The sequence below is a fragment of the Streptomyces sp. P9-2 genome, from assembly GCF_051903975.1.
Classification (GTDB): domain Bacteria; phylum Actinomycetota; class Actinomycetes; order Streptomycetales; family Streptomycetaceae; genus Streptomyces; species Streptomyces cellulosae.
Genome location: NZ_CP192633.1, coordinates 4217192 through 4234283, shown reverse-complemented (window position 1 = coordinate 4234283; position 17092 = coordinate 4217192). Strand labels below are relative to the sequence as shown.

Annotated in this window: 18 protein-coding genes; 12 read left to right on the top strand and 6 right to left on the bottom strand. The window is 74.2% G+C overall.

From position 1 onward, the window contains the following. Window positions 1-2: 2 nt before the first annotated feature. The gene (locus tag ACQY0Z_RS19440; protein ID WP_189906746.1) at window positions 3-242 is read right to left on the bottom strand and encodes a toxin-antitoxin system HicB family antitoxin; all 240 of its coding nucleotides are present in this window, start codon (window positions 240-242) and stop codon (window positions 3-5) included. Between the two features lie 58 nt (window positions 243-300). Between ACQY0Z_RS19440 and ACQY0Z_RS19435 the strand changes: the two genes are divergently transcribed. The 7 genes from ACQY0Z_RS19435 (at window position 301) to mug (ending at window position 7126) form a co-directional block, all read left to right on the top strand. After that, window positions 301-591 carry a hypothetical protein gene (locus ACQY0Z_RS19435; protein ID WP_189906814.1) on the top strand — a complete coding sequence of 97 codons (291 nt, stop codon included), beginning with the start codon at window positions 301-303 and terminating at the stop codon, window positions 589-591. Between the two features lie 613 nt (window positions 592-1204). After that, window positions 1205-1642, top strand: coding sequence for a GNAT family N-acetyltransferase (locus ACQY0Z_RS19430; protein ID WP_189905084.1), 438 nt, complete (start codon window positions 1205-1207; stop codon window positions 1640-1642). Between the two features lie 159 nt (window positions 1643-1801). Next, window positions 1802-3193, top strand: a complete 1392-nt coding sequence (locus tag ACQY0Z_RS19425) for a hemolysin family protein (RefSeq protein ID WP_254588445.1) — start codon at window positions 1802-1804, stop codon at window positions 3191-3193. After that, window positions 3190-4203, top strand: coding sequence for a hemolysin family protein (locus tag ACQY0Z_RS19420; RefSeq protein ID WP_189905080.1), 1014 nt, complete (start codon window positions 3190-3192; stop codon window positions 4201-4203). Before ACQY0Z_RS19425 ends, ACQY0Z_RS19420 begins: the two co-directional genes overlap by 4 nt. Window positions 4204-4273: 70 nt before the next feature. Further along, window positions 4274-5065, top strand: a complete 792-nt coding sequence (locus tag ACQY0Z_RS19415) for an SGNH/GDSL hydrolase family protein (RefSeq protein WP_254588446.1) — start codon at window positions 4274-4276, stop codon at window positions 5063-5065. 73 nt (window positions 5066-5138) lie between these two features. Beyond that, a complete protein-coding gene (gene purB / locus ACQY0Z_RS19410) occupies window positions 5139-6581 on the top strand; it encodes an adenylosuccinate lyase (protein WP_347225086.1) in 1443 nt (480 codons plus the stop codon). A gap of 44 nt (window positions 6582-6625) precedes the next feature. Further along, window positions 6626-7126: a G/U mismatch-specific DNA glycosylase gene (mug, locus tag ACQY0Z_RS19405; RefSeq protein WP_254588448.1), complete on the top strand. Its 501-nt coding sequence runs from the start codon at window positions 6626-6628 to the stop codon at window positions 7124-7126. A 19-nt stretch (window positions 7127-7145) separates the two neighbouring features. On the opposite strand, the gene ACQY0Z_RS19400 is transcribed toward mug, so the two are convergent. From ACQY0Z_RS19400 to ACQY0Z_RS19390, 3 genes are read right to left on the bottom strand one after another with little or no spacing between them, the layout of a single operon-like run. After that, window positions 7146-7583 carry a hypothetical protein gene (locus ACQY0Z_RS19400; RefSeq protein WP_254588449.1) on the bottom strand — a complete coding sequence of 146 codons (438 nt, stop codon included), beginning with the start codon at window positions 7581-7583 and terminating at the stop codon, window positions 7146-7148. 55 nt (window positions 7584-7638) lie between these two features. Continuing rightward, window positions 7639-8364, bottom strand: coding sequence for an ABC transporter permease (locus ACQY0Z_RS19395; protein WP_254588450.1), 726 nt, complete (start codon window positions 8362-8364; stop codon window positions 7639-7641). 2 nt (window positions 8365-8366) lie between these two features. Further along, entirely contained in the window at window positions 8367-9287 is a 921-nt protein-coding gene (locus ACQY0Z_RS19390; RefSeq protein ID WP_254588451.1) for an ABC transporter ATP-binding protein, read from the bottom strand. Between the two features lie 108 nt (window positions 9288-9395). Here ACQY0Z_RS19390 and ACQY0Z_RS19385 point away from each other — a divergent pair, with 108 nt between their 5' ends. The 3 genes from ACQY0Z_RS19385 (at window position 9396) to ACQY0Z_RS19375 (ending at window position 12498) form a co-directional block, all read left to right on the top strand. Then, window positions 9396-10553: a sensor histidine kinase gene (locus tag ACQY0Z_RS19385; RefSeq protein WP_439812576.1), complete on the top strand. Its 1158-nt coding sequence runs from the start codon at window positions 9396-9398 to the stop codon at window positions 10551-10553. A 14-nt stretch (window positions 10554-10567) separates the two neighbouring features. Beyond that, window positions 10568-11230: a response regulator gene (locus ACQY0Z_RS19380; protein WP_254588116.1), complete on the top strand. Its 663-nt coding sequence runs from the start codon at window positions 10568-10570 to the stop codon at window positions 11228-11230. 110 nt (window positions 11231-11340) lie between these two features. Beyond that, complete coding sequence (locus ACQY0Z_RS19375; RefSeq protein ID WP_189905062.1) at window positions 11341-12498, top strand: ROK family transcriptional regulator; 1158 nt, start codon at window positions 11341-11343, stop codon at window positions 12496-12498. 78 nt (window positions 12499-12576) lie between these two features. Here the strand turns inward: ACQY0Z_RS19375 and ACQY0Z_RS19370 are convergent, their stop codons facing one another. Beyond that, complete coding sequence (locus ACQY0Z_RS19370; RefSeq protein WP_254588117.1) at window positions 12577-13338, bottom strand: GntR family transcriptional regulator; 762 nt, start codon at window positions 13336-13338, stop codon at window positions 12577-12579. 177 nt (window positions 13339-13515) lie between these two features. Further along, entirely contained in the window at window positions 13516-14403 is an 888-nt protein-coding gene (locus ACQY0Z_RS19365) for an RNA polymerase sigma-70 factor (RefSeq protein ID WP_439812575.1), read from the bottom strand. Between the two features lie 141 nt (window positions 14404-14544). Between ACQY0Z_RS19365 and ACQY0Z_RS19360 the strand changes: the two genes are divergently transcribed. Together ACQY0Z_RS19360 and ACQY0Z_RS19355 are read left to right on the top strand one after the other, a co-directional pair. After that, window positions 14545-15381 carry an alpha/beta fold hydrolase gene (locus ACQY0Z_RS19360; protein ID WP_189905055.1) on the top strand — a complete coding sequence of 279 codons (837 nt, stop codon included), beginning with the start codon at window positions 14545-14547 and terminating at the stop codon, window positions 15379-15381. A 132-nt stretch (window positions 15382-15513) separates the two neighbouring features. Beyond that, entirely contained in the window at window positions 15514-17064 is a 1551-nt protein-coding gene (locus ACQY0Z_RS19355) for an alkaline phosphatase D family protein (RefSeq protein ID WP_347225089.1), read from the top strand. Window positions 17065-17092: the final 28 nt, after the last annotated feature.

Here is a 17092-nt window from a genome sequence, read left to right as displayed (position 1 = left end):
GGTCAGCCGCGGCCTTCGCGCGTGCCCTCGCGGTCCCGCCCGAACTCCTCGGCGAAGACGCTCTCGTACTGCTTCATGAAGTCGGCGGCGGCCTCGACGAAGGCGCGCCCGGCCTCGCCGGTGTCCTGCCGGACGAGTTCCTCGATGTAGCGGTTGACGCTGATGCCTCGCGCCAGGGCACGCTCACGGGCCGCGCGGGCGGTGCCCTCGTCCACGCGCACGTTCAGCTGAGTCTTCGCCATACCTCGAAGCTAGCGCCGGGACGCTAGCAGCGGCAAGCTCACCGGCCCGCGACCTTACGTGCCCCGCACACCGGTGTCCGGATCCGGCACCGCCGCCGGGTACGACGACGGCGTCGACGACGTCGCCCGGGTGACGTACGCCGAGGGCGGCACGGCGGCCGCGCTGGCCGACGGCGGGATCGCCATGGACGCGGTGCTGGCGCTGGAAGGCATGACCGCCTTCGCGGTCCCGTGGGGCACCGTGGTGGCGGTGGTCGTCGGATCGGCGGTGGTGGGCGTGGCGGCGGCGCGGCTGCCGGCGCTGCGGGCGTCGCGGATGAACGTGCTGGAGGCGATCGCCCACGAGTGAGCCGCCCCTGCCGGGGCTGCGTCGCCGGGGCCCGCGTCGCCGGAGATCTGCCCCGCCGCGGGCCCCCACCCGGCCGGAGGCCCGCCCCGGCGCACACCCACCCCACCGGGGGTCCACCCCGCCGCAGGCCACCACGCCACGGGCCCACCCGGCCGGAGGCCCGCCCCGCTGGGGGTCCGCCCGCCGCAGGTCCACCCCACCGCGGGTCCGCCCGGCCGAAGGCCCACCCCAGCGCGGGCCCACCCCGCTGGGGCTCAACACGCATGCCCACCCCACCGGGGTCCCCCCGCCTGGGGAAGCCACCGCAGGCCCACCCCAACCGGGGCCCACCCGGCCGGAGGTCCGCCCCCCCCGGGGCCCACCCCGCTGTGGGCCCACCCCGCCGCAGGCCCGCCCGGCCGGGGGCCCGCACCCCCTGGCTACCCCGCTGTGGGTCCGCCCCGGCCGGACGCCGACCCCACCGCAGGCCCACCCGGGCGCAGACCCACTTCGCCGCAGGCCCGCCCGGGCCCAGACCCCCAGGCAGATCCGCCCGCCGGGGCCCACCCCGGCGGGCGGTCCGCATCGTGGAATTCCGTGATCACCCCCCTTCGGCCGTGCTGGGATCGGCCGTATGAGTGAACTCACGAGCGCACTTCGGATCCGGGCCGCCGGCCCCGGCGACCTCGACGCCGTGCTGGCCTTCTGGAGGACGGCCGCCGAGGGCACGAGCATCAGCGACGACCGGGCCGGCGTGGAGCGGCTGGTCTCCCGCGACCCCGAGGCGCTGATCCTCGCCGAGCTGGACGGTGAGCTGGCCGGCACGGTGATCGCGGGCTTCGACGGCTGGCGGTGCCATCTGTACCGCCTGGCCGTGCACCCGGGCCACCGCCGCCAGGGCGTCGCCACGGCGCTGCTGGCCGCCGCGGAGGAGCGGTTCACGGCGCTCGGCGGGCGCCGCGCGGACGCCATGGTGCTGCAGCGCAACGAGACCGCCCATCATGCGTGGGGCGCGGCGGGGTATGCGCCCGAGGAACGCTGGCGGCGCTGGGTGAAGCACCTCACCGGGTGATCCACGGCCCGCCGGCCGGTCCCTGCCCCTCCTCCGTCCCGCGAGAGCCGCCCGGCCCTCCGTGAAAGGTCGTGTCACCGCCCGTGGGCCCGCCTCCGATTGCCGCCGACACCGCGCGTCCGACCCCGTCGTGTCCGACGATGGGACGGAGGTGACCCGATGACCGAAGTGCTCCTCCTGCTGGCGGCGATCCTGCTGTCGCTGCTGTGCGGGGCGTTCGTGGCGGCCGAGTTCTCCCTCACCACGGTCGAGCGGGCCGAGCTGGAGCGGGCGGTGGAGCGCGGCGAGCGCGGCGCCGCCGGCGCGCTCAAGGCCGTACGCAGCCTGACCTTCCAGCTCTCCGGGGCGCAGCTCGGCATCACCGTCACCAACCTGGTGGTCGGCATGCTCTCCGAGCCGTCGATCGCCGCGCTGATCAGAGGCCCGCTGCGGGACCTCGGCGCCTCGGAGTCGCTGGCCCGCTCGCTGGCGCTGGTGATCGGCACCGGCCTGTCGACGGTGTTCCTGATGGTCGTCGGCGAGCTGGTGCCGAAGAACTGGGCGATCTCCTCGCCTCTCGCCGTCGCCAAGCGGGTGGGCAACGCCCAGCGCTGGTTCAGCTCCGCGTTCCGCCCGTTCATCACCCATTTGAACAACTCGGCCAACCGGATGGTGCGCCGGATCGGGCTGGAGCCCGCCGAGGAGCTGGAGTCGGCGCGCAGCCCCCAGGAGCTGGCCGCGCTGGCCCGGCACTCCGCCAAGGAGGGCGCCCTGGAGCCGGACACCGCGGAGCTGTTCGTCCGCACGCTGAACCTGGCCGACCTGACGGCGGAGAACGTGATGACGCCCCGCGTCCAGGTCATCGCCCTGGAGGAGAGCGCGACCTGTGAGGACGTCGCCAACGCGACCCGGGCGACCGGGTTGTCCCGGTTCCCCGTGTACCGCGAGACGCTGGACCGGGTCGTCGGCACGGCGCACGTGAAGGACGTGCTCGCGCTGCCCGCCGAGCGCCGTCCCGAGGTGCCCGTGTCGGAGGTGATGCGCGAACCGCTGCTGGTGCCCGAGTCGCTCACCGTCGACCGGCTCCTCGACCGGCTGTCCGGTCGCCGCACCATGGCCGTGGTCATCGACGAGTACGGCGGCACGGCGGGCGTGGCCACCCTGGAGGACATCGTGGAGGAGGTCGTCGGCGAGGTCCGCGACGAGCACGACCCGCACGAGACGCCCGACCTGGCCCGGGCGGGTGTGGACGAGGACGGCCGCGAGCTGTTCTCCGCCGACGGCTCCGCGCGCCTGGACCAGTTGGCCCGGGTGGGGCTGCGCGCCCCGGAGGGGCCGTACGAGACGCTGGCCGGGCTGGTCGCCGCCCAGCTGGGCCGGATACCGGAGACCGGGGACGCCGTGGAGGTGGCCGGCTGGCGTCTGGAGGTCGCGGACGCCTCGGGCCGCCGCGCGGCGCGCGTGCTGCTGCGGGCGCCCCTCCACGACGGGACTTCGGACGGCGACGGAAAGCCCGACGGCGACGGGACCTCGTCCGCCGACGCCCATGACGACCCGGGGACCCGCCGATGACCGCCGTGCAACTGCTGATCGGCCTGGCCACGCTGGTCGCCAACGCCTTCTTCGTCGGCGCCGAGTTCGCCCTGATCTCGGTGCGCCGCAGCCAGATCGAGCCCTACGCGGACGAGGGCGACCGGCGCGCCAAGCGGGTGCTGTGGGGGCTCGAGCACGTGTCGGCGCTGCTGGCGGCGGCGCAGCTGGGCATCACGCTGTGCACCCTGGTGCTCGGCATCGTCGCCGAGCCGGCCATCGCGCATCTGCTGGAACCGGTGTTCCACGCGGTGGGCGTCCCCGAGGGCGCCGGGCACGCGGTGTCGTTCGTGATCGCGCTGACGCTCGCCACGTATCTGCACATGCTGCTGGGCGAGATGGTGCCGAAGAACATCGCCCTCGCCGAGCCGGTGCGCAGCGCGCTGCTGCTGGGCCCGCCGCTGGTGGCGCTGTCCCGTGCGCTGCGCCCGGTGATCTTCACGATCAACGCCTTCGCCAACACGCTGCTGCGGCTGCTGCGGGTGGAGACGCGGGACGAGGTGGCCGCGTCCTTCTCGGACGCCGAGCTGGCGCAGATCGTGAAGGACTCCGGGGAGGCGGGCCTGATCGACGACCGGGCCCGTGAGCGGCTCCACGACGCGCTGGAACTGGGCCGGCGTCCGGTGCGGGACGTGGTGCTGCCGCTGGAGCGGGTGGTCTACGCGCGCGTGGGCATCACCCCGGAGGAGCTGGAGCGGCTCTCGGCGGAGTCCGGCTTCTCGCGGTTCCCGGTGGTGGACGAGCAGCGGCGGATCGTCGGCTACCTGCACGTCAAGGACGCCCTGGACGCCTCCCCCAGGGACATGCCGTTCCGGCTCCGGGACATGCGGGCGATCGCGCGGGTCCGCGAGAGCACGCCCCTGGACGACGTCCTCACCGCGATGCGCCGCAGCCGCACGCATCTGGCGGCCGTGATCGGCGACGACGGGCGGATGGCGGGGCTGGTGACGATGGAGGACGTCCTGCGGGAGCTGTTCGGACAGCGGACCTGAGGGGCTGTGCCCGTCGAACGGAAGGCGACCGACCGGCGGGTATGTGCCAGGGGCTACCATTTCTGTCGCCATGCAGACGAACCCCACCCCCAGCACCCCCGCCCACACCAGCCTCGTGGCCCTGGGTGACTCCTTCACCGAAGGCATGTCGGACCTGCTGCCCGACGGCACCTACCGCGGCTGGGCCGACCTGCTCGCGGCCCGGATGGCCGCGGTCACGCCCGGCTTCCGGTACGCCAACCTCGCGGTGCGCGGCAAGCTGATCCAGCAGATCGTCGACGAGCAGGTCGGCCGGGCGGCGGCCATGGGCGCCGACGTGATCACCCTGGTCGGCGGCCTGAACGACACCCTGCGCCCCAAGTGCGACATGGGGCGGGTGCGCGACCTCCTCACCGAGGCCGTGGAGCGGCTGGCCCCGCACTGCAAGCAGTTGGTGCTGATGCGCAGCCCGGGCCGCCAGGGACCGGTGCTGGAGCGCTTCCGCCCCCGCATGGAGGCGCTGTTCACGGTCGTCGACGAGCTGGCGGCCCGGCACGAGGCGGTGGTGGTCGACCTGTACGGCGCGCCCGCGCTCGGCGACCCACGGCTGTGGGACGTGGACCGGCTGCACCTCACCGGCGAGGGGCACCGCAGGGTCGCGGAGGCGGTGTGGCAGAGCCTCGGCTACCCGGCGGAGGACCCCGAGTGGCACCTGCCCCCGGAGGCGACGCTGCCGCCGCACTGGGTGGCGCGCCGCGCCGAGGACGTACGGTTCGCGCGGCGGCACCTGCTGCCGTGGATCGGCCGCCGGCTCACCGGCCGCTCCTCGGGCGACGGCCTGCCGCCCAAGCGCCCCGAACTGCTGCCGTACGAGACGGCGTAACGGTCCGTTCGTACGTTCCTCCAGGTCACCCCGTGGCACGGGCCTGCACGAATCGCCAGTAGACTCCCTGTACGTGACTGCTGCGCCCGCCAAGCCCCGTATCCCGAACGTCCTCGCCGGACGCTACGCCTCCGCCGAGCTCGCCACGCTCTGGTCGCCCGAGCAGAAGGTGAGGCTCGAGCGTCAGCTCTGGCTCGCCGTGCTGAAGGCGCAGAAGGACCTCGGGATCGAGGTGCCCGACACGGCGATCGCCGACTACGAGCGGGTCCTCGACACCGTGGACCTGGCCTCGATCGCCGAGCGGGAGAAGGTCACCCGCCACGACGTGAAGGCGCGGATCGAGGAGTTCAACGACCTCGCCGGGCACGAGCACGTGCACAAGGGCATGACCTCCCGCGACCTCACCGAGAACGTCGAGCAGCTGCAGATCCGGCTGTCGCTGGAGCTGATGCGCGACCGCACGGTGGCCGTGCTGGCCCGCCTCGGCAAGCTGGCCGGGGAGTACGGCGAGCTGGTCATGGCCGGCCGTTCGCACAACGTGGCCGCGCAGGCCACCACCCTCGGCAAGCGGTTCGCGACCGCCGCCGACGAGCTGCTGGTGGCGTACGGCCGCGTCGAGGAGCTGCTGGGCCGCTACCCGCTGCGCGGCATCAAGGGCCCGGTCGGCACCGCGCAGGACATGCTGGACCTGCTCGGCGGGGACGCCGGAAAGCTGGCCGAGCTGGAGAACCGGATCGCCGGCCACCTGGGCTTCTCCCAGGCGTTCACGTCGGTCGGCCAGGTCTACCCGCGGTCCCTGGACTACGAGGTCGTCACCGCGCTGGTGCAGCTGGCCGCCGCGCCGTCCTCGCTGGCGAAGACGATCCGGCTGATGGCCGGGCACGAGCTGGTCACCGAGGGCTTCAAGCCGGGCCAGGTCGGCTCGTCGGCGATGCCGCACAAGATGAACACGCGCTCCTGCGAGCGGGTCAACGGCCTGATGGTGATCCTGCGCGGCTACGCCTCGATGACGGGCGAGCTGGCGGGCGACCAGTGGAACGAGGGCGACGTGTCCTGCTCGGTGGTGCGCCGGGTCGCGCTGCCGGACGCGTTCTTCGCGCTCGACGGGCTGCTGGAGACGTTCCTGACCGTGCTCGACGAGTTCGGCGCCTTCCCTGCCGTCGTGGCCCGGGAGCTGGACCGCTACCTGCCGTTCCTCGCCACCACCAAGGTGCTGATGGGCGCGGTCCGCGCGGGCGTCGGCCGCGAGGTCGCCCACGAGGCGATCAAGGAGAACGCCGTCGCCACCGCGCTCGCCATGCGGGAGCAGGGTGCCGAGCGCAACGACCTGCTCGACAAGCTCGCCGCCGACGAGCGGCTGCCGCTCGGCCGGGACGAGCTGGAGGCGCTGATGGCGGACAAGCTGTCCTTCACCGGCGCCGCGAGCGACCAGGTCGCCACCGTGGCCGCCCGGATCGAGGAGATCGTGAAGCAGCACCCGGAGGCCGCCGGCTACACCCCTGGGGCGATCCTCTGAGGCGCTTCACCCAGGAGGAGCTGGAGGCCGCCCGCGACCGCCTCGTGCCGGACGTGGTCGCGGACGGTCTGCGGGTGCTGTTCTGCGGCATCAACCCGGGCCTGATGACGGCCGCCACGGGCCACCACTTCGCGCGCCCCGGCAACCGCTTCTGGCCCGCGCTGCACCGCTCCGGCTTCACCCCGCGGCAGCTTCCGCCGTCGGAGCAGGCGGAGCTGCTGTCGTACGGGCTGGGCATCACCAACGTGGTGGCGCGGGCGACCGCGCGGGCCGACGAGCTGACCGCCGAGGAGTACCGGGAGGGCGGGCGGAAGCTCGCGGTGAAGGTGGCCCGGCTGCGTCCGCGCTGGCTGGCCGTGCTGGGCGTGACCGCGTACCGGGCGGCGTTCGACGACCGTACGGCCACGGTGGGGCCGCAGGTGCGGACCATCGGCGAGTCCCGGGTGTGGGTGCTGCCCAATCCCAGCGGGCTGAACGCGCACTGGACACCGGCGACGCTCGCGGAGGAGTTCGCGCGGCTGCGGGAGGCGGCGGAGCAGGAGTGACCCCTGGGATCCGCGCGTCCTAGGGCGGCGCCGTCTCCGTGACCACGGCGAGGAGCTGCACGGAGCCGCTCGGGTCCCGGTCGGCGAGCGCCACCGCGACCCAGCGGCCCGTCCCGTGCACCTCCCACAGCCAGGCCATGCCCGCGTGATGACTCAACCGGGCCCACGGCTCGGGTATGTCCTCCCGCTCCGTCCGCAGCCGCACCGTCCCCAGGTTGTACGGGTCGGTGTCGCCCCAGCGGGAGGCGAGCAGTTCGTACACCGCGTCGCGGTCCTTCTCGAACTGGTCCACCGTCACCGCCCAGCCCGCCGGATCGAGGTCCGGGCGCTCTCCGGTCTCCAGCACGGCGACATGGTGGCCCGGGCCCGAGAAGCCGACGTCCGACGGGCCGTGCTCCGCCGGGAAGGGCCGGAAGCACAGCTCGTCGATGAGGGCGATGTGCCGGGCGAGGTTCATGGCTCCAGTAAACCCGCCGCCACTGACAGTTGGCGGCGGGTCAACCGGCCACCCCTCAGGCGTCCTGACGGCGCAGCCGCCACGCACCGGCCAGCAGGGCCGCGGCCGTCCAGCACGCGGTGACGGCAAGTCCCGTCCACGGGCCGAGCGTTCCGTCGGGCTCGGCGCGCAGCACCGCCTGTCCGGCGCGGTCCGGCATGAAGTCGGCGACGGCGCCGAGCGCGTCGCCGACCACGAACGACACGATCAGGATGAACGGGATGAGCACCGACAGGGTGGCCACCCCGCTGCGCAGCAGCGTCGCGAGTCCGGCCGCGAACAGCGCCATGAGCGTGAGGTAGACGGCACCGCCGCCCACACCGCGCACCGATTCGGCGGTGGTCGGACCGTCGGCCGCGTCGCCGAGTCCGGCCAGGCCCGCGAAGAGCGCCGCCAGGGACGTCACCAGGGCGACGACGAGCACGACGGCGGCGATCGCGGCCGTCTTGGCGCCGAACCACAGCCCGCGCCGCGGGACCGCCGTCAGCGACAGCCGTACGGCCGCGCCCTCCCGGTACTCGGCGGACACGGCCAGGGAGCCGAAGGCGACGGCGGCGACCTGCCCCAGAGCGGTGCCGGACAGGGCCGTGAACAGCGGGTCGGCGCCCTGGTCCTCGGGCTCCAGGCTCGCGAGCGCGGAGAACGCGGTGGTCACCGCGAACAGCGCGAACAGGGTCGCGAGCAGCGAGCGGACGGTGCGGATCTTCAGCCACTCGGAACGGAACACGGGGGCGAACGGCACGGTCAGGCCTCCTGGGGCCGGGCGGTGAACTCGGTGTCGGCGGCGGTCAGGTCCAGGTAGGCCTGTTCCAGGGTGCCCTCGTCGGCGGTGAGTTCGAGGAGCGGCACTCCTTCGGCGGAGGCGAGGCGCCCGATGTCGTCCACGCGCGCGTCGGGCACGGTCCAGTGGCCCTCGGGGTGGTGCACCGCCTGATGACCGTGGCGGGCAAGGGCGTTCTCCAGGGCGTCGGAGTCGGAGGTACGGACGCGTACGGCGGGCCGTACGCGCGCGTCGATGAACTCCCGCATGGGTGTGTCGGCCAGCAGCCGGCCCCGGCCGAGGACGACGAGGTGGTCGGCGAACGAGGCGGTCTCGTTCATCAGATGACTGGACACCAGCACGGCCCGCCCCTCGTCGGCGAGGCGCCGCAGCAGTCCGCGGATCCACACGATGCCCTCCAGGTCGAGGCCGTTGGACGGCTCGTCGAGCATCAGCACCTCCGGGTCGCCGAGCAGCGCGGCGGCGATGCCGAGGCGCTGCCGCATGCCGAGCGAGTACGTCCGCACCCGGCGGCTGGCCGCCGGGGTCAGCCCGGTCTCCTCCAGCACCTCGTCCACCCGGCGGTCCGGGATGCGGTGGGTCGCCGCCAGGACGCGCAGATGGTCGCGGCCGGTGCGAGAGCCGAGCGCGGCGTCCGCGTCGAGCAACGCGCCCACCGTGCGCAGGGGTTGGGGCAGGGACGCGTACGGCCGGCCGCCGAGGCGGGCGGAGCCGGAGGTGGGGCGGTCCAGGCCGAGCACCAGGCGCATGGTGGTGGACTTGCCGGCGCCGTTGGGGCCGAGGAAGCCGGTGACGCGGCCGGGCGGCACGGTGAAGGTGAGGTCGTCGACGGCTCGTCGGGTGCCGTACTCCTTGGTCAGGTCGCGGACGTCGATGCTGGTCATGCCCTCAGCGTGGCGGACCGGCCCTGCGCGGGGCCTCCCCCGCGGGTGGAGAGCGTCTCCCCCGGGCGGGGGAGGCGGGCTGTCCGGGGGCGCTGGCACCATGGCGGAGTGATCCGCCTGCTGCGCCCGCTGCGGAGCGGGACGACGTACACCCGCGTGCTGCACCTCTGGGTGCCCGCGCTGCCGTTCAGCGTGTGGATGTTCGTCGATCCGGACACTCCGTGGGTGCCGCTCCTGGTGCTGGTCCCGCTGGGGCTGGTCGCCACGGTGCGCAAGGGCGAGGGGGTCCAGGCCCGTTTGCTGCTGACCCCGGCCGAGGCGGATCCGGGCATCTCCGAGGAGCCGTCGGCGAACCTCCGGGACCGCGCGCGCACCTCGCTCTGGATCCTGGTGCGCGCCGTCCTGGCCGCGGCCGCCTGGTGCGCCACGGTGTGGCTGCCGGTGCTGGTTCACTCCCTGGTGCGGCTGGCCACGGGCTCGGCGCCCACCGAGGTGCCGGTGCTGGAGGACCTCCCCGGCCACTGGGCCTTCGCGCTGCTCGTCCCCGTCCCCCTGGTGCTGCTGTACGCGGCACTGGTGGGGCTCGGGTCCCTCGCGACGGCGGCGGCGCGCCGGCTGCTGGGCCCCTCACCGGCCGAACGGCTCGCCGCGCTGGAGGCGCGGACCGAACTCCTCCTGGAGCGCACGCGCATCGCCCGCGAGCTGCACGACTCGATCGGCCACGCGCTGACGGTCGCCGTCGTGCAGGCGGGCGCCGCCCGCGCCGCGAACTGCCCGGAGTTCACCGCGCGAGCCTTGGCGGCCATCGAGGAGACGGGCCGCACGGCGCTGGAGGACCTGGAACGGGTCCTGGGGGTGCTCCGCGAGTCGGAGCGGCCCGCGAGCACCCGGCCCACGCTCACCGACGCCGGCCGGCTGCTGGAGTCCGCGCGGGCGTCGGGCGCGAAGGTCGACGCCGAGGTCACCGGCCCGCTGGAGACCCTGCCGGGCCCCGTCTCCCGCGAGGGCTACCGCATCCTCCAGGAGGCGCTGACCAACGTGCTGCGGCACGCGGGCGCGGTGCCCGCCCGCGTGCGGGTGGCCGCCCGGGACGGCCTGCTGACGCTGGAGGTGCGCAACCCGCTGCCGGACGAACGGCCCTCCCCCGGCCGGGGCAGCGGCCTGCGCGGCATACGCGAGCGGGCGGCGCTGCTCGGCGGGCGCGCGCACACCGGCCCGGACGGCGACGGCGACTGGCAGGTCCGGGTCGAACTGCCCCTGGGCTGATCTACGCTGGGCGGATGCCGGTCAGAGTGCTCCTCGTCGACGACGAACCCCTGGTGCGCGCGGGGCTCCGGGCCGTGCTGGAGGCGCAGCCGGACATCGAGGTCGCCGGGGAGGCGGCCGACGGCGCGGCGGTGATCCCGCTGGTGCGGCAGCTGCGTCCTGACGTGGTCGCCATGGACGTACGGATGCCGCTGCTGGACGGCATCGAGGCCACGCGCGCGCTGCTGCGGACGGTGGCGGAGCCGCCGAAGATCCTCGTGGTGACGACGTTCGAGAACGACGAGTACGTGTACGAGGCGCTGCGCGCCGGGGCGGACGGGTTCCTGCTGAAGCGGGCCCGTCCCGCTGAGATCGTGCACGCGGTGCGGCTGATCGCGGAGGGCGAGTCGCTGCTGTTCCCCGCCTCGGTGCGGCAGCTGGCCGCGGAGTACGGCGAGGGCCGCGGGAACCGCGCGGCCCGTGCCGAGCTGGAGCGCGCCCGGCTCACCGAACGGGAGGCCGAGGTGCTCCGCTTGATGGCGCGCGGGCTGTCGAACGCGGAGATCGCCGCGCGCCTCGTGGTCGGCACGGAGACGGTGAAGTCGCATGTGAGCGCCGTGCTGGCGAAGCTGGGCGCGCGGGACAGGACGCAGGCGGTGATCACGGCGTACGAGTCGGGGTTCGTGGCGCCGGGCTGAGCGGGCCGTGTGAAAAGGCGGGCCGGCCGGGGTGCGCGCCCGGTGGTCGCCGGGGTGCGCCGCGCCGAGTACGATCCGCCCAACACGCGCACGAGCTGGGAGGACGGACGGTGGGGCGGCTGACCGGCGGGGATCCCTCGCTGCTGCGGAGGATCAACTCCGCGGTGGTGCTGCACGCGTTGCGGGCCACGGACTGCGCGACGCTGACCGAGGTGACCCGGGTGACGGGGCTGTCCCGGCCGACCGTCGAGGGCGTCGTGGAGGGGCTGATCGAGGCGGGTCTGGTCGTGGAGGCGGCGGCCGACGAGGGCGCCGCACGCCGTCAGGGGCGCCCGGCGCGGCGGTTCCGCTTCCGCGCGGAGGCGGGTCATCTGCTGGGCCTGGAGATCGGCGTGCACCGGGTGGCGGCGTTGCTGGCCGACCTGGACGGCCGGGTGATCGGCGCGCAGGTGCGGGACGTGGACGAGACGGTCGACGCGGACGAGCGTCTCGACCGGCTGCGGACTGCCGTCGCGGAGCTGCTGCGGCGGGCCGGGGTGCCGCGCGGTTCGCTGCGGGCGGTCGGCGTCGGCACACCCGGTATCGTCGACGCGGACGGCACGGTGCGGCTGGGCACGGCGCTGCCCGGCTGGACGGGGCTGAGCCTCGGCGAGCGGCTCAGCCGCTCCTTCAAGTGCCCGGTGCTGGTGGAGAACGACGCCAACGCGGCGGTGGTCGCGGAGCACTGGAAGGGCTCGGCGAAGGGCCGCGACGACGTGGTGTTCGTGCTGGCGGGCCTGAGCCCGGGGGCCGGTTCGCTGATCGGCGGGCGGCTGCACCGCGGGTACGGCGGCGCGGCCGGGGAGATCGGGGCGCTGCATCTGCTGGGGCGCGAGGCGACGCCGGAGACGCTGCTGTCGACCACGGACGAGCCGCTGCACCCGCTGGACGAGCAGGCCGTGGCGCAGGTGTTCGCGCAGGCGCGTCAGGGCGACCAGCGGGCGCTGGCGGCGATGGACCGGTTCATCCAGCGGCTGGTGCACGACGTGGCGGCGCTGGTGCTGGCGCTCGACCCGGAACTGGTCGTGATCGGGGGCTGGGCGGCCGGTCTCGACGGTGTGCTGGAGCCCCTGCGCCGCGAGTTGTCCCGCTACTGTCTGCGCCCGCCGGAGGTCACCCTGTCCCTGCTGGGCGAGGCGGCCGTGGCGACGGGCGCGGTGCGGCTGGCGCTCGACCATGTGGAGGAGCAGTTGTTCGCCGTGGAGGGCACGGTCACGGCCCGGCGGTGACGGCAGGGCCCTGACGTACGCGCGCGCCGTGGGGCGGACCCCCACGGCGCGTCGACGGTGCGTCAGGAAACCCCCGGGTCAGGACGCCTGGCGCTCGGGCCCGTGGTGTATCTCGACACCGCCGGAGTCGCCGAAGGTCAGACGGCAGGTGTCCGCGCGGTAGGTGGCCACCGAGAGCGCGGCGGTGCGGCCGCGGGCGATGTAGCGGGTGGTGACGACGAGGACGGGCGCGCCGGGCAGGCGGTCCAGCTCCCTCGCCTCGTCCGCGCCGGCCGAGCCGAGCTCCACCGCGTTCTCCTGGCGCTCCAGTTCCAGGCGCTGCAGTTCGCGCAGCACCGCGCGGGCGCGCGCCGCGCCGGACGGGGCGTCGATGCCGGACAGGTCGGGCACGGAGGCGGCCGGGATGTACAGCAGCTCGGACGCTACGGGCTGGCCGCGGGAGACACGGGAGCGGCGCACGATGTGCACGGCCTCGTCGCCGCCGATCACCAGGGGCTCGGCGAGCGCGGCGGGCGGCGCCTCGAGCCGGCAGTCCACGGCGTGCCACGCGTCGTGCGGGCCGCCGGGCCAGGCGTGCTGCTCGCTGCCGACGGAGACGCCCATACGGGGCGGGGCGACGGTGGTGCCGACGCCACGGCGGCGCTGCAGCCGGCCCTCCAGCTCGAGCTGCTCAAGGGCCTGCCGGAGCGTGGCACGCGCGACGCCGAAGCGGGCGGCCAGGTCGCGCTCGTTGGGCAGGATCTCGCCCACGGAGAACTCCGAGTCCAGCGCCTCGGTGAGCACGGTCTTCAGATGCCAGTACTTCGGCTCCGGCACCGTTTCCAGCTGCGTGGTCCCCACCCTGTCCTCCACGATCGCCGTGTCCGGCGGCGTTTTAGCGCCCTTGTTTATTAAAGGTTGTTTCACTTCTCTGCGACCATAGGGCGGCCACAGGACTTGGTCAATACCAATCGGCGGCGCGCCGCAGGGCCCCCGTGCGCGCTGCGGCGGGGCCCGCACGGATGGGGCGTGACGCGCCTACGGAAGCGCGATGAGGGCGGCGAGCTTGTCGGGGTTGCGGACCACGTAGACCGTGCGGATCCGGCCCCCGTCGGCGTCGATCTGCACGACCGTGTCGGGCTTCCCGCCGGACAGCACGAGCACGGCGGGACCGCCGTTGAGCTCGACCATGCGGACGGACACGTCCGGCAGTCCCTTGCCGGCCACCCCGACGAAGAAGCGGCCCACGTGATCGGCGCCCTCCAGCACCCGCAGCGGGGCGCGCGCCTTGCCGCCGCTGTCGCCGACGAGACGTACGTCCGGGGCGAGCAGCTCCATCAGGCCCGCCAGGTCTCCCCCGGCGGCCGCGTCCAGGAAGCGTGCGGTGAGGTCGCGGCGGCGGGCGGGGTCGACGTCGTAGCGGGGGCGCCGCTCGTCGACATGGCGGCGGGCGCGGGCGGCGAGCTGGCGTACGGCCGCCTCGCCGCGGTCGAGCATCGCCGCGATGTCGGCGTACGGATGGCCGAACGCCTCCCTGAGCACGAACACCGCGCGCTCCAGCGGGGAGAGCGTCTCCATGACGACGAGCACCGCGAGGGACACGGACTCGGCGAGCACGGCCCGGTCCGCGGTGTCCGGCACGGTGTCGCCGAAGTCGGTGACGTAGGGCTCGGGGAGCCAGGGGCCGACGTATGTCTCGCCGCGCGCCTTGATCCGCCGGAGCCGGTCGAGGGCGAGGCGGGTGGTGATCCGCACGAGGAAGCCGCGTGGTTCGCGGACGTCGGTCCGGTCGGCGGCGGACCAGCGCAGCCAGGCGTCCTGGACGACGTCCTCGGCGTCGGCCACACGGCCCAGCATGCGGTAGGCGATGCCCATGAGGACGGGGCGGTGTTCCTCGAAGAGGGCGGTCGCGGTGTCGGCGGTCACCTGGCCATCCCAGCGGACCGGTGGTGAAGTGTCCAGGCATGACGGGCTACCCGTCGGTAGCAATTGCTGACAAGCTGTCTACGGCGTCCGGTGCGACGTCCCTTTCCGCTCGTCCATGCTCGTCCGAACGAGGAGCACTCGATGTCCGCGACCGTCACCTACCAGGTCCCCTCTGCGCGAGGCCCGCAGTCCGTGACCCTCTCCTACGCGCGCGTAGGGCGCGGGGAACCGCTGCTTCTGCTGCACGGCATCGGGCATCACCGGCAGGCCTGGGACCCGGTCGTGGACATCCTGGCCACCGAGCGCGAGGTGATCGCCGTGGACCTGCCCGGCTTCGGCGCCTCGCCCGCCCTGCCCGACGGTCTCGACCACGACCTGCCCACCGTGACCACCGCCCTCGCGGGCCTGTGCGAGGCGCTGGAGCTGGACCGTCCGCACGTCGCCGGCAACTCCCTCGGCGGGCTGCTCGCCCTGGAGATGGGGCGGGCCGGGCTGGTGCGCTCGGTGACGGCGCTGTCCCCCGCGGGATTCTGGACGCAGGCCGAGCGGCGGTACGCGTTCACCGTCCTGTCCGCCATGCGGGGCATCGCGGAGCGGATGCCGGTGCGGGTGGTCGAGGGGCTGTCCCGGTCCGCGGTCGGGCGGGGCGTGCTGACCAGCACGATCTACGCCCGGCCAGGGCGGCGTTCCCCGGAGGCGGTGGTCGCCGAGACGCGGGCGCTGGCCGAGGCGACCGGGTTCGCGCGGACGCTGCGGGCGGGCGGTTCCGTGCAGTTCACGGAGGATGTGCGGGGCGTGCCGGTGACGGTGGCGTGGGGAGCGCGGGACCGGTTGCTCATCCCCCGGCAGGGGGTGCGGGCGAAGCAGATCATTCCGCGGGCGCGACTGGTTCGGCTGCCGGGGTGTGGGCATGTGCCGATGAACGACGATCCGGCGTTGGTGTCGCGGGTGTTGCTGGACGGGAGTCGTGGGGTCTGATGTTCACCGCGGGCCGGTGGGGACTTGACGCGCAGTTCCCCGCGGCCTCCTGAGGTGTGTTGTTCATCCGGAGTTCGATGAGTGGGCGTAGGTGTGGGTGTGCACACCCACCGCACCCTCGGAGGCGTACTCATGGCACACCGTCGCTCCTTGCTGAAGGGGTCCCTCGCCCTGTCGGCGGGGCTGGCCCTGCCCGCGTTCACCCGGTCGGGGCGGCCCTCCGCCGAGTGGGGCGTCCAGACCGGGGACGTCACCCGTGACTCCGCGCTGGTGTGGGTGCGGTCGGACCGGCCGGCGCGGATGATCGTCGAGACCTCGGCGACGGAGTCGTTCCGCAACGTCCGCCAGGTGCGCGGGCCGTTGATCGGTCCCGGCACCGACTTCACCGGCACGACCCGGCTGCGCGGGCTGCCGTCGGGCGAGCAGGTCCACTACCGGGTGCTGCTCGCCGACCCCGACGACCCGCGCCGTACGGGCGCGCCGGTCGCCGGGACCTTCCGCACCGTGCCGGACCGGCGGCGGGACGGGGTGCGGTTCGTGTGGTCGGGCGACCTGGCCGGGCAGGGCTGGGGCATCAACCCGGCGTTCGGCGGCTACCGCGTCTTCGACGCGATGGAGCGGCTCGACCCGGACTTCTTCCTGTTCAGCGGGGACACCGTCTACGCCGACGGGCCCATCGCGGCGACCGCCGAACTGCCGGACGGCAGCCTCTGGCGGAACGTCACCACCGAGGAGAAGTCCAAGGTCGCGGAGACCCTCGCGGAGTTCCGCGGCAACTTCCGCTACAACCTCCTGGACGAGCACCTGCGCCGGTTCAACGCCCGGGTGCCGTCGATCGTCCAGTGGGACGACCACGAGGTGCGCAACAACTGGTACCCGGGGCAGCGGATCGCGGACACGGACACCCGGTACACCGTGAAGGACGTCGACGTGCTCGCGGCCCGCGCCCGGCGGGCGTTCGGCGAGTACTACCCGGTGTCCACGCTGCGGCCCGGCGCCCGGGAGGGGCGTATCCACCGCGTGCTGCGGCAGGGGCCGCTGCTCGACGTGTTCGTGCTGGACATGCGGACGTACCGGAACGCCAACTCGCCCGGCGACCGGACCGTCGACCCGCAGGGCATCCTCGGCCGGGAGCAACTGGACTGGCTGAAGCGGGAGCTGACGCGGTCGCGGGCGGTGTGGAAGGTGATCGCCGCCGACATGCCGGTCGGGCTGGTCGTGCCCGACACCACCGAGGGGCGCCCGCATGTCGAGGCGGTGGCGCAGGGCGACCCGGGGGCGCCGCTGGGGCGGGAACTGCAGATCGCGGAGCTGCTGCGGTTCGTCAAGCACCGGAGGATCACCGGGACGGTGTGGCTGACGGCCGACGTGCACCACACCTCGGCGCAGCACTACCGGCCCGAGCGGGCCGGGTTCGGCGATTTCGAGCCGTTCTGGGAGTTCGTCTCGGGGCCGCTCAACGCGGGCGCGTTCCCGGCGACGGAGCTCGACGGGACGTTCGGTCCGGAGCGGGTGTTCCTGAAGGCGCCCGCCACCGCCAACGTCTCCCCCGCCGGTGGGTACCAGTTCTTCGGCGAGGTGGACATCGACGGCGGAAGCGGTGAACTGACCGTGCGGCTCCGGGAGATGGACGGCACGGTGCTGTTCAGGAAGACGCTGCAGCCGGGCCTCGTCGGTCAGTAACACAGCATTTCGGACAGAAGCGGGCTTT

Excerpts from the sequence above, each read along its gene's own strand:
- ACQY0Z_RS19400 (WP_254588449.1), bottom strand. The coding sequence starts at position 7,583 with ATGAACCTCGCCCGGCACATCGCCCTCATCGACGAGCTGTGCTTCCGG.
- ACQY0Z_RS19380 (WP_254588116.1), top strand. The coding sequence starts at position 10,568 with ATGCCGGTCAGAGTGCTCCTCGTCGACGACGAACCCCTGGTGCGCGCG.
- ACQY0Z_RS19420 (WP_189905080.1), top strand. The coding sequence starts at position 3,190 with ATGACCGCCGTGCAACTGCTGATCGGCCTGGCCACGCTGGTCGCCAAC.
- ACQY0Z_RS19440 (WP_189906746.1), bottom strand. The coding sequence starts at position 242 with ATGGCGAAGACTCAGCTGAACGTGCGCGTGGACGAGGGCACCGCCCGC.
- ACQY0Z_RS19390 (WP_254588451.1), bottom strand. The coding sequence starts at position 9,287 with ATGACCAGCATCGACGTCCGCGACCTGACCAAGGAGTACGGCACCCGA.
- ACQY0Z_RS19355 (WP_347225089.1), top strand. The coding sequence starts at position 15,514 with ATGGCACACCGTCGCTCCTTGCTGAAGGGGTCCCTCGCCCTGTCGGCG.
- ACQY0Z_RS19430 (WP_189905084.1), top strand. The coding sequence starts at position 1,205 with ATGAGTGAACTCACGAGCGCACTTCGGATCCGGGCCGCCGGCCCCGGC.
- ACQY0Z_RS19415 (WP_254588446.1), top strand. The coding sequence starts at position 4,274 with ATGCAGACGAACCCCACCCCCAGCACCCCCGCCCACACCAGCCTCGTG.
- ACQY0Z_RS19360 (WP_189905055.1), top strand. The coding sequence starts at position 14,545 with ATGTCCGCGACCGTCACCTACCAGGTCCCCTCTGCGCGAGGCCCGCAG.
- ACQY0Z_RS19425 (WP_254588445.1), top strand. The coding sequence starts at position 1,802 with ATGACCGAAGTGCTCCTCCTGCTGGCGGCGATCCTGCTGTCGCTGCTG.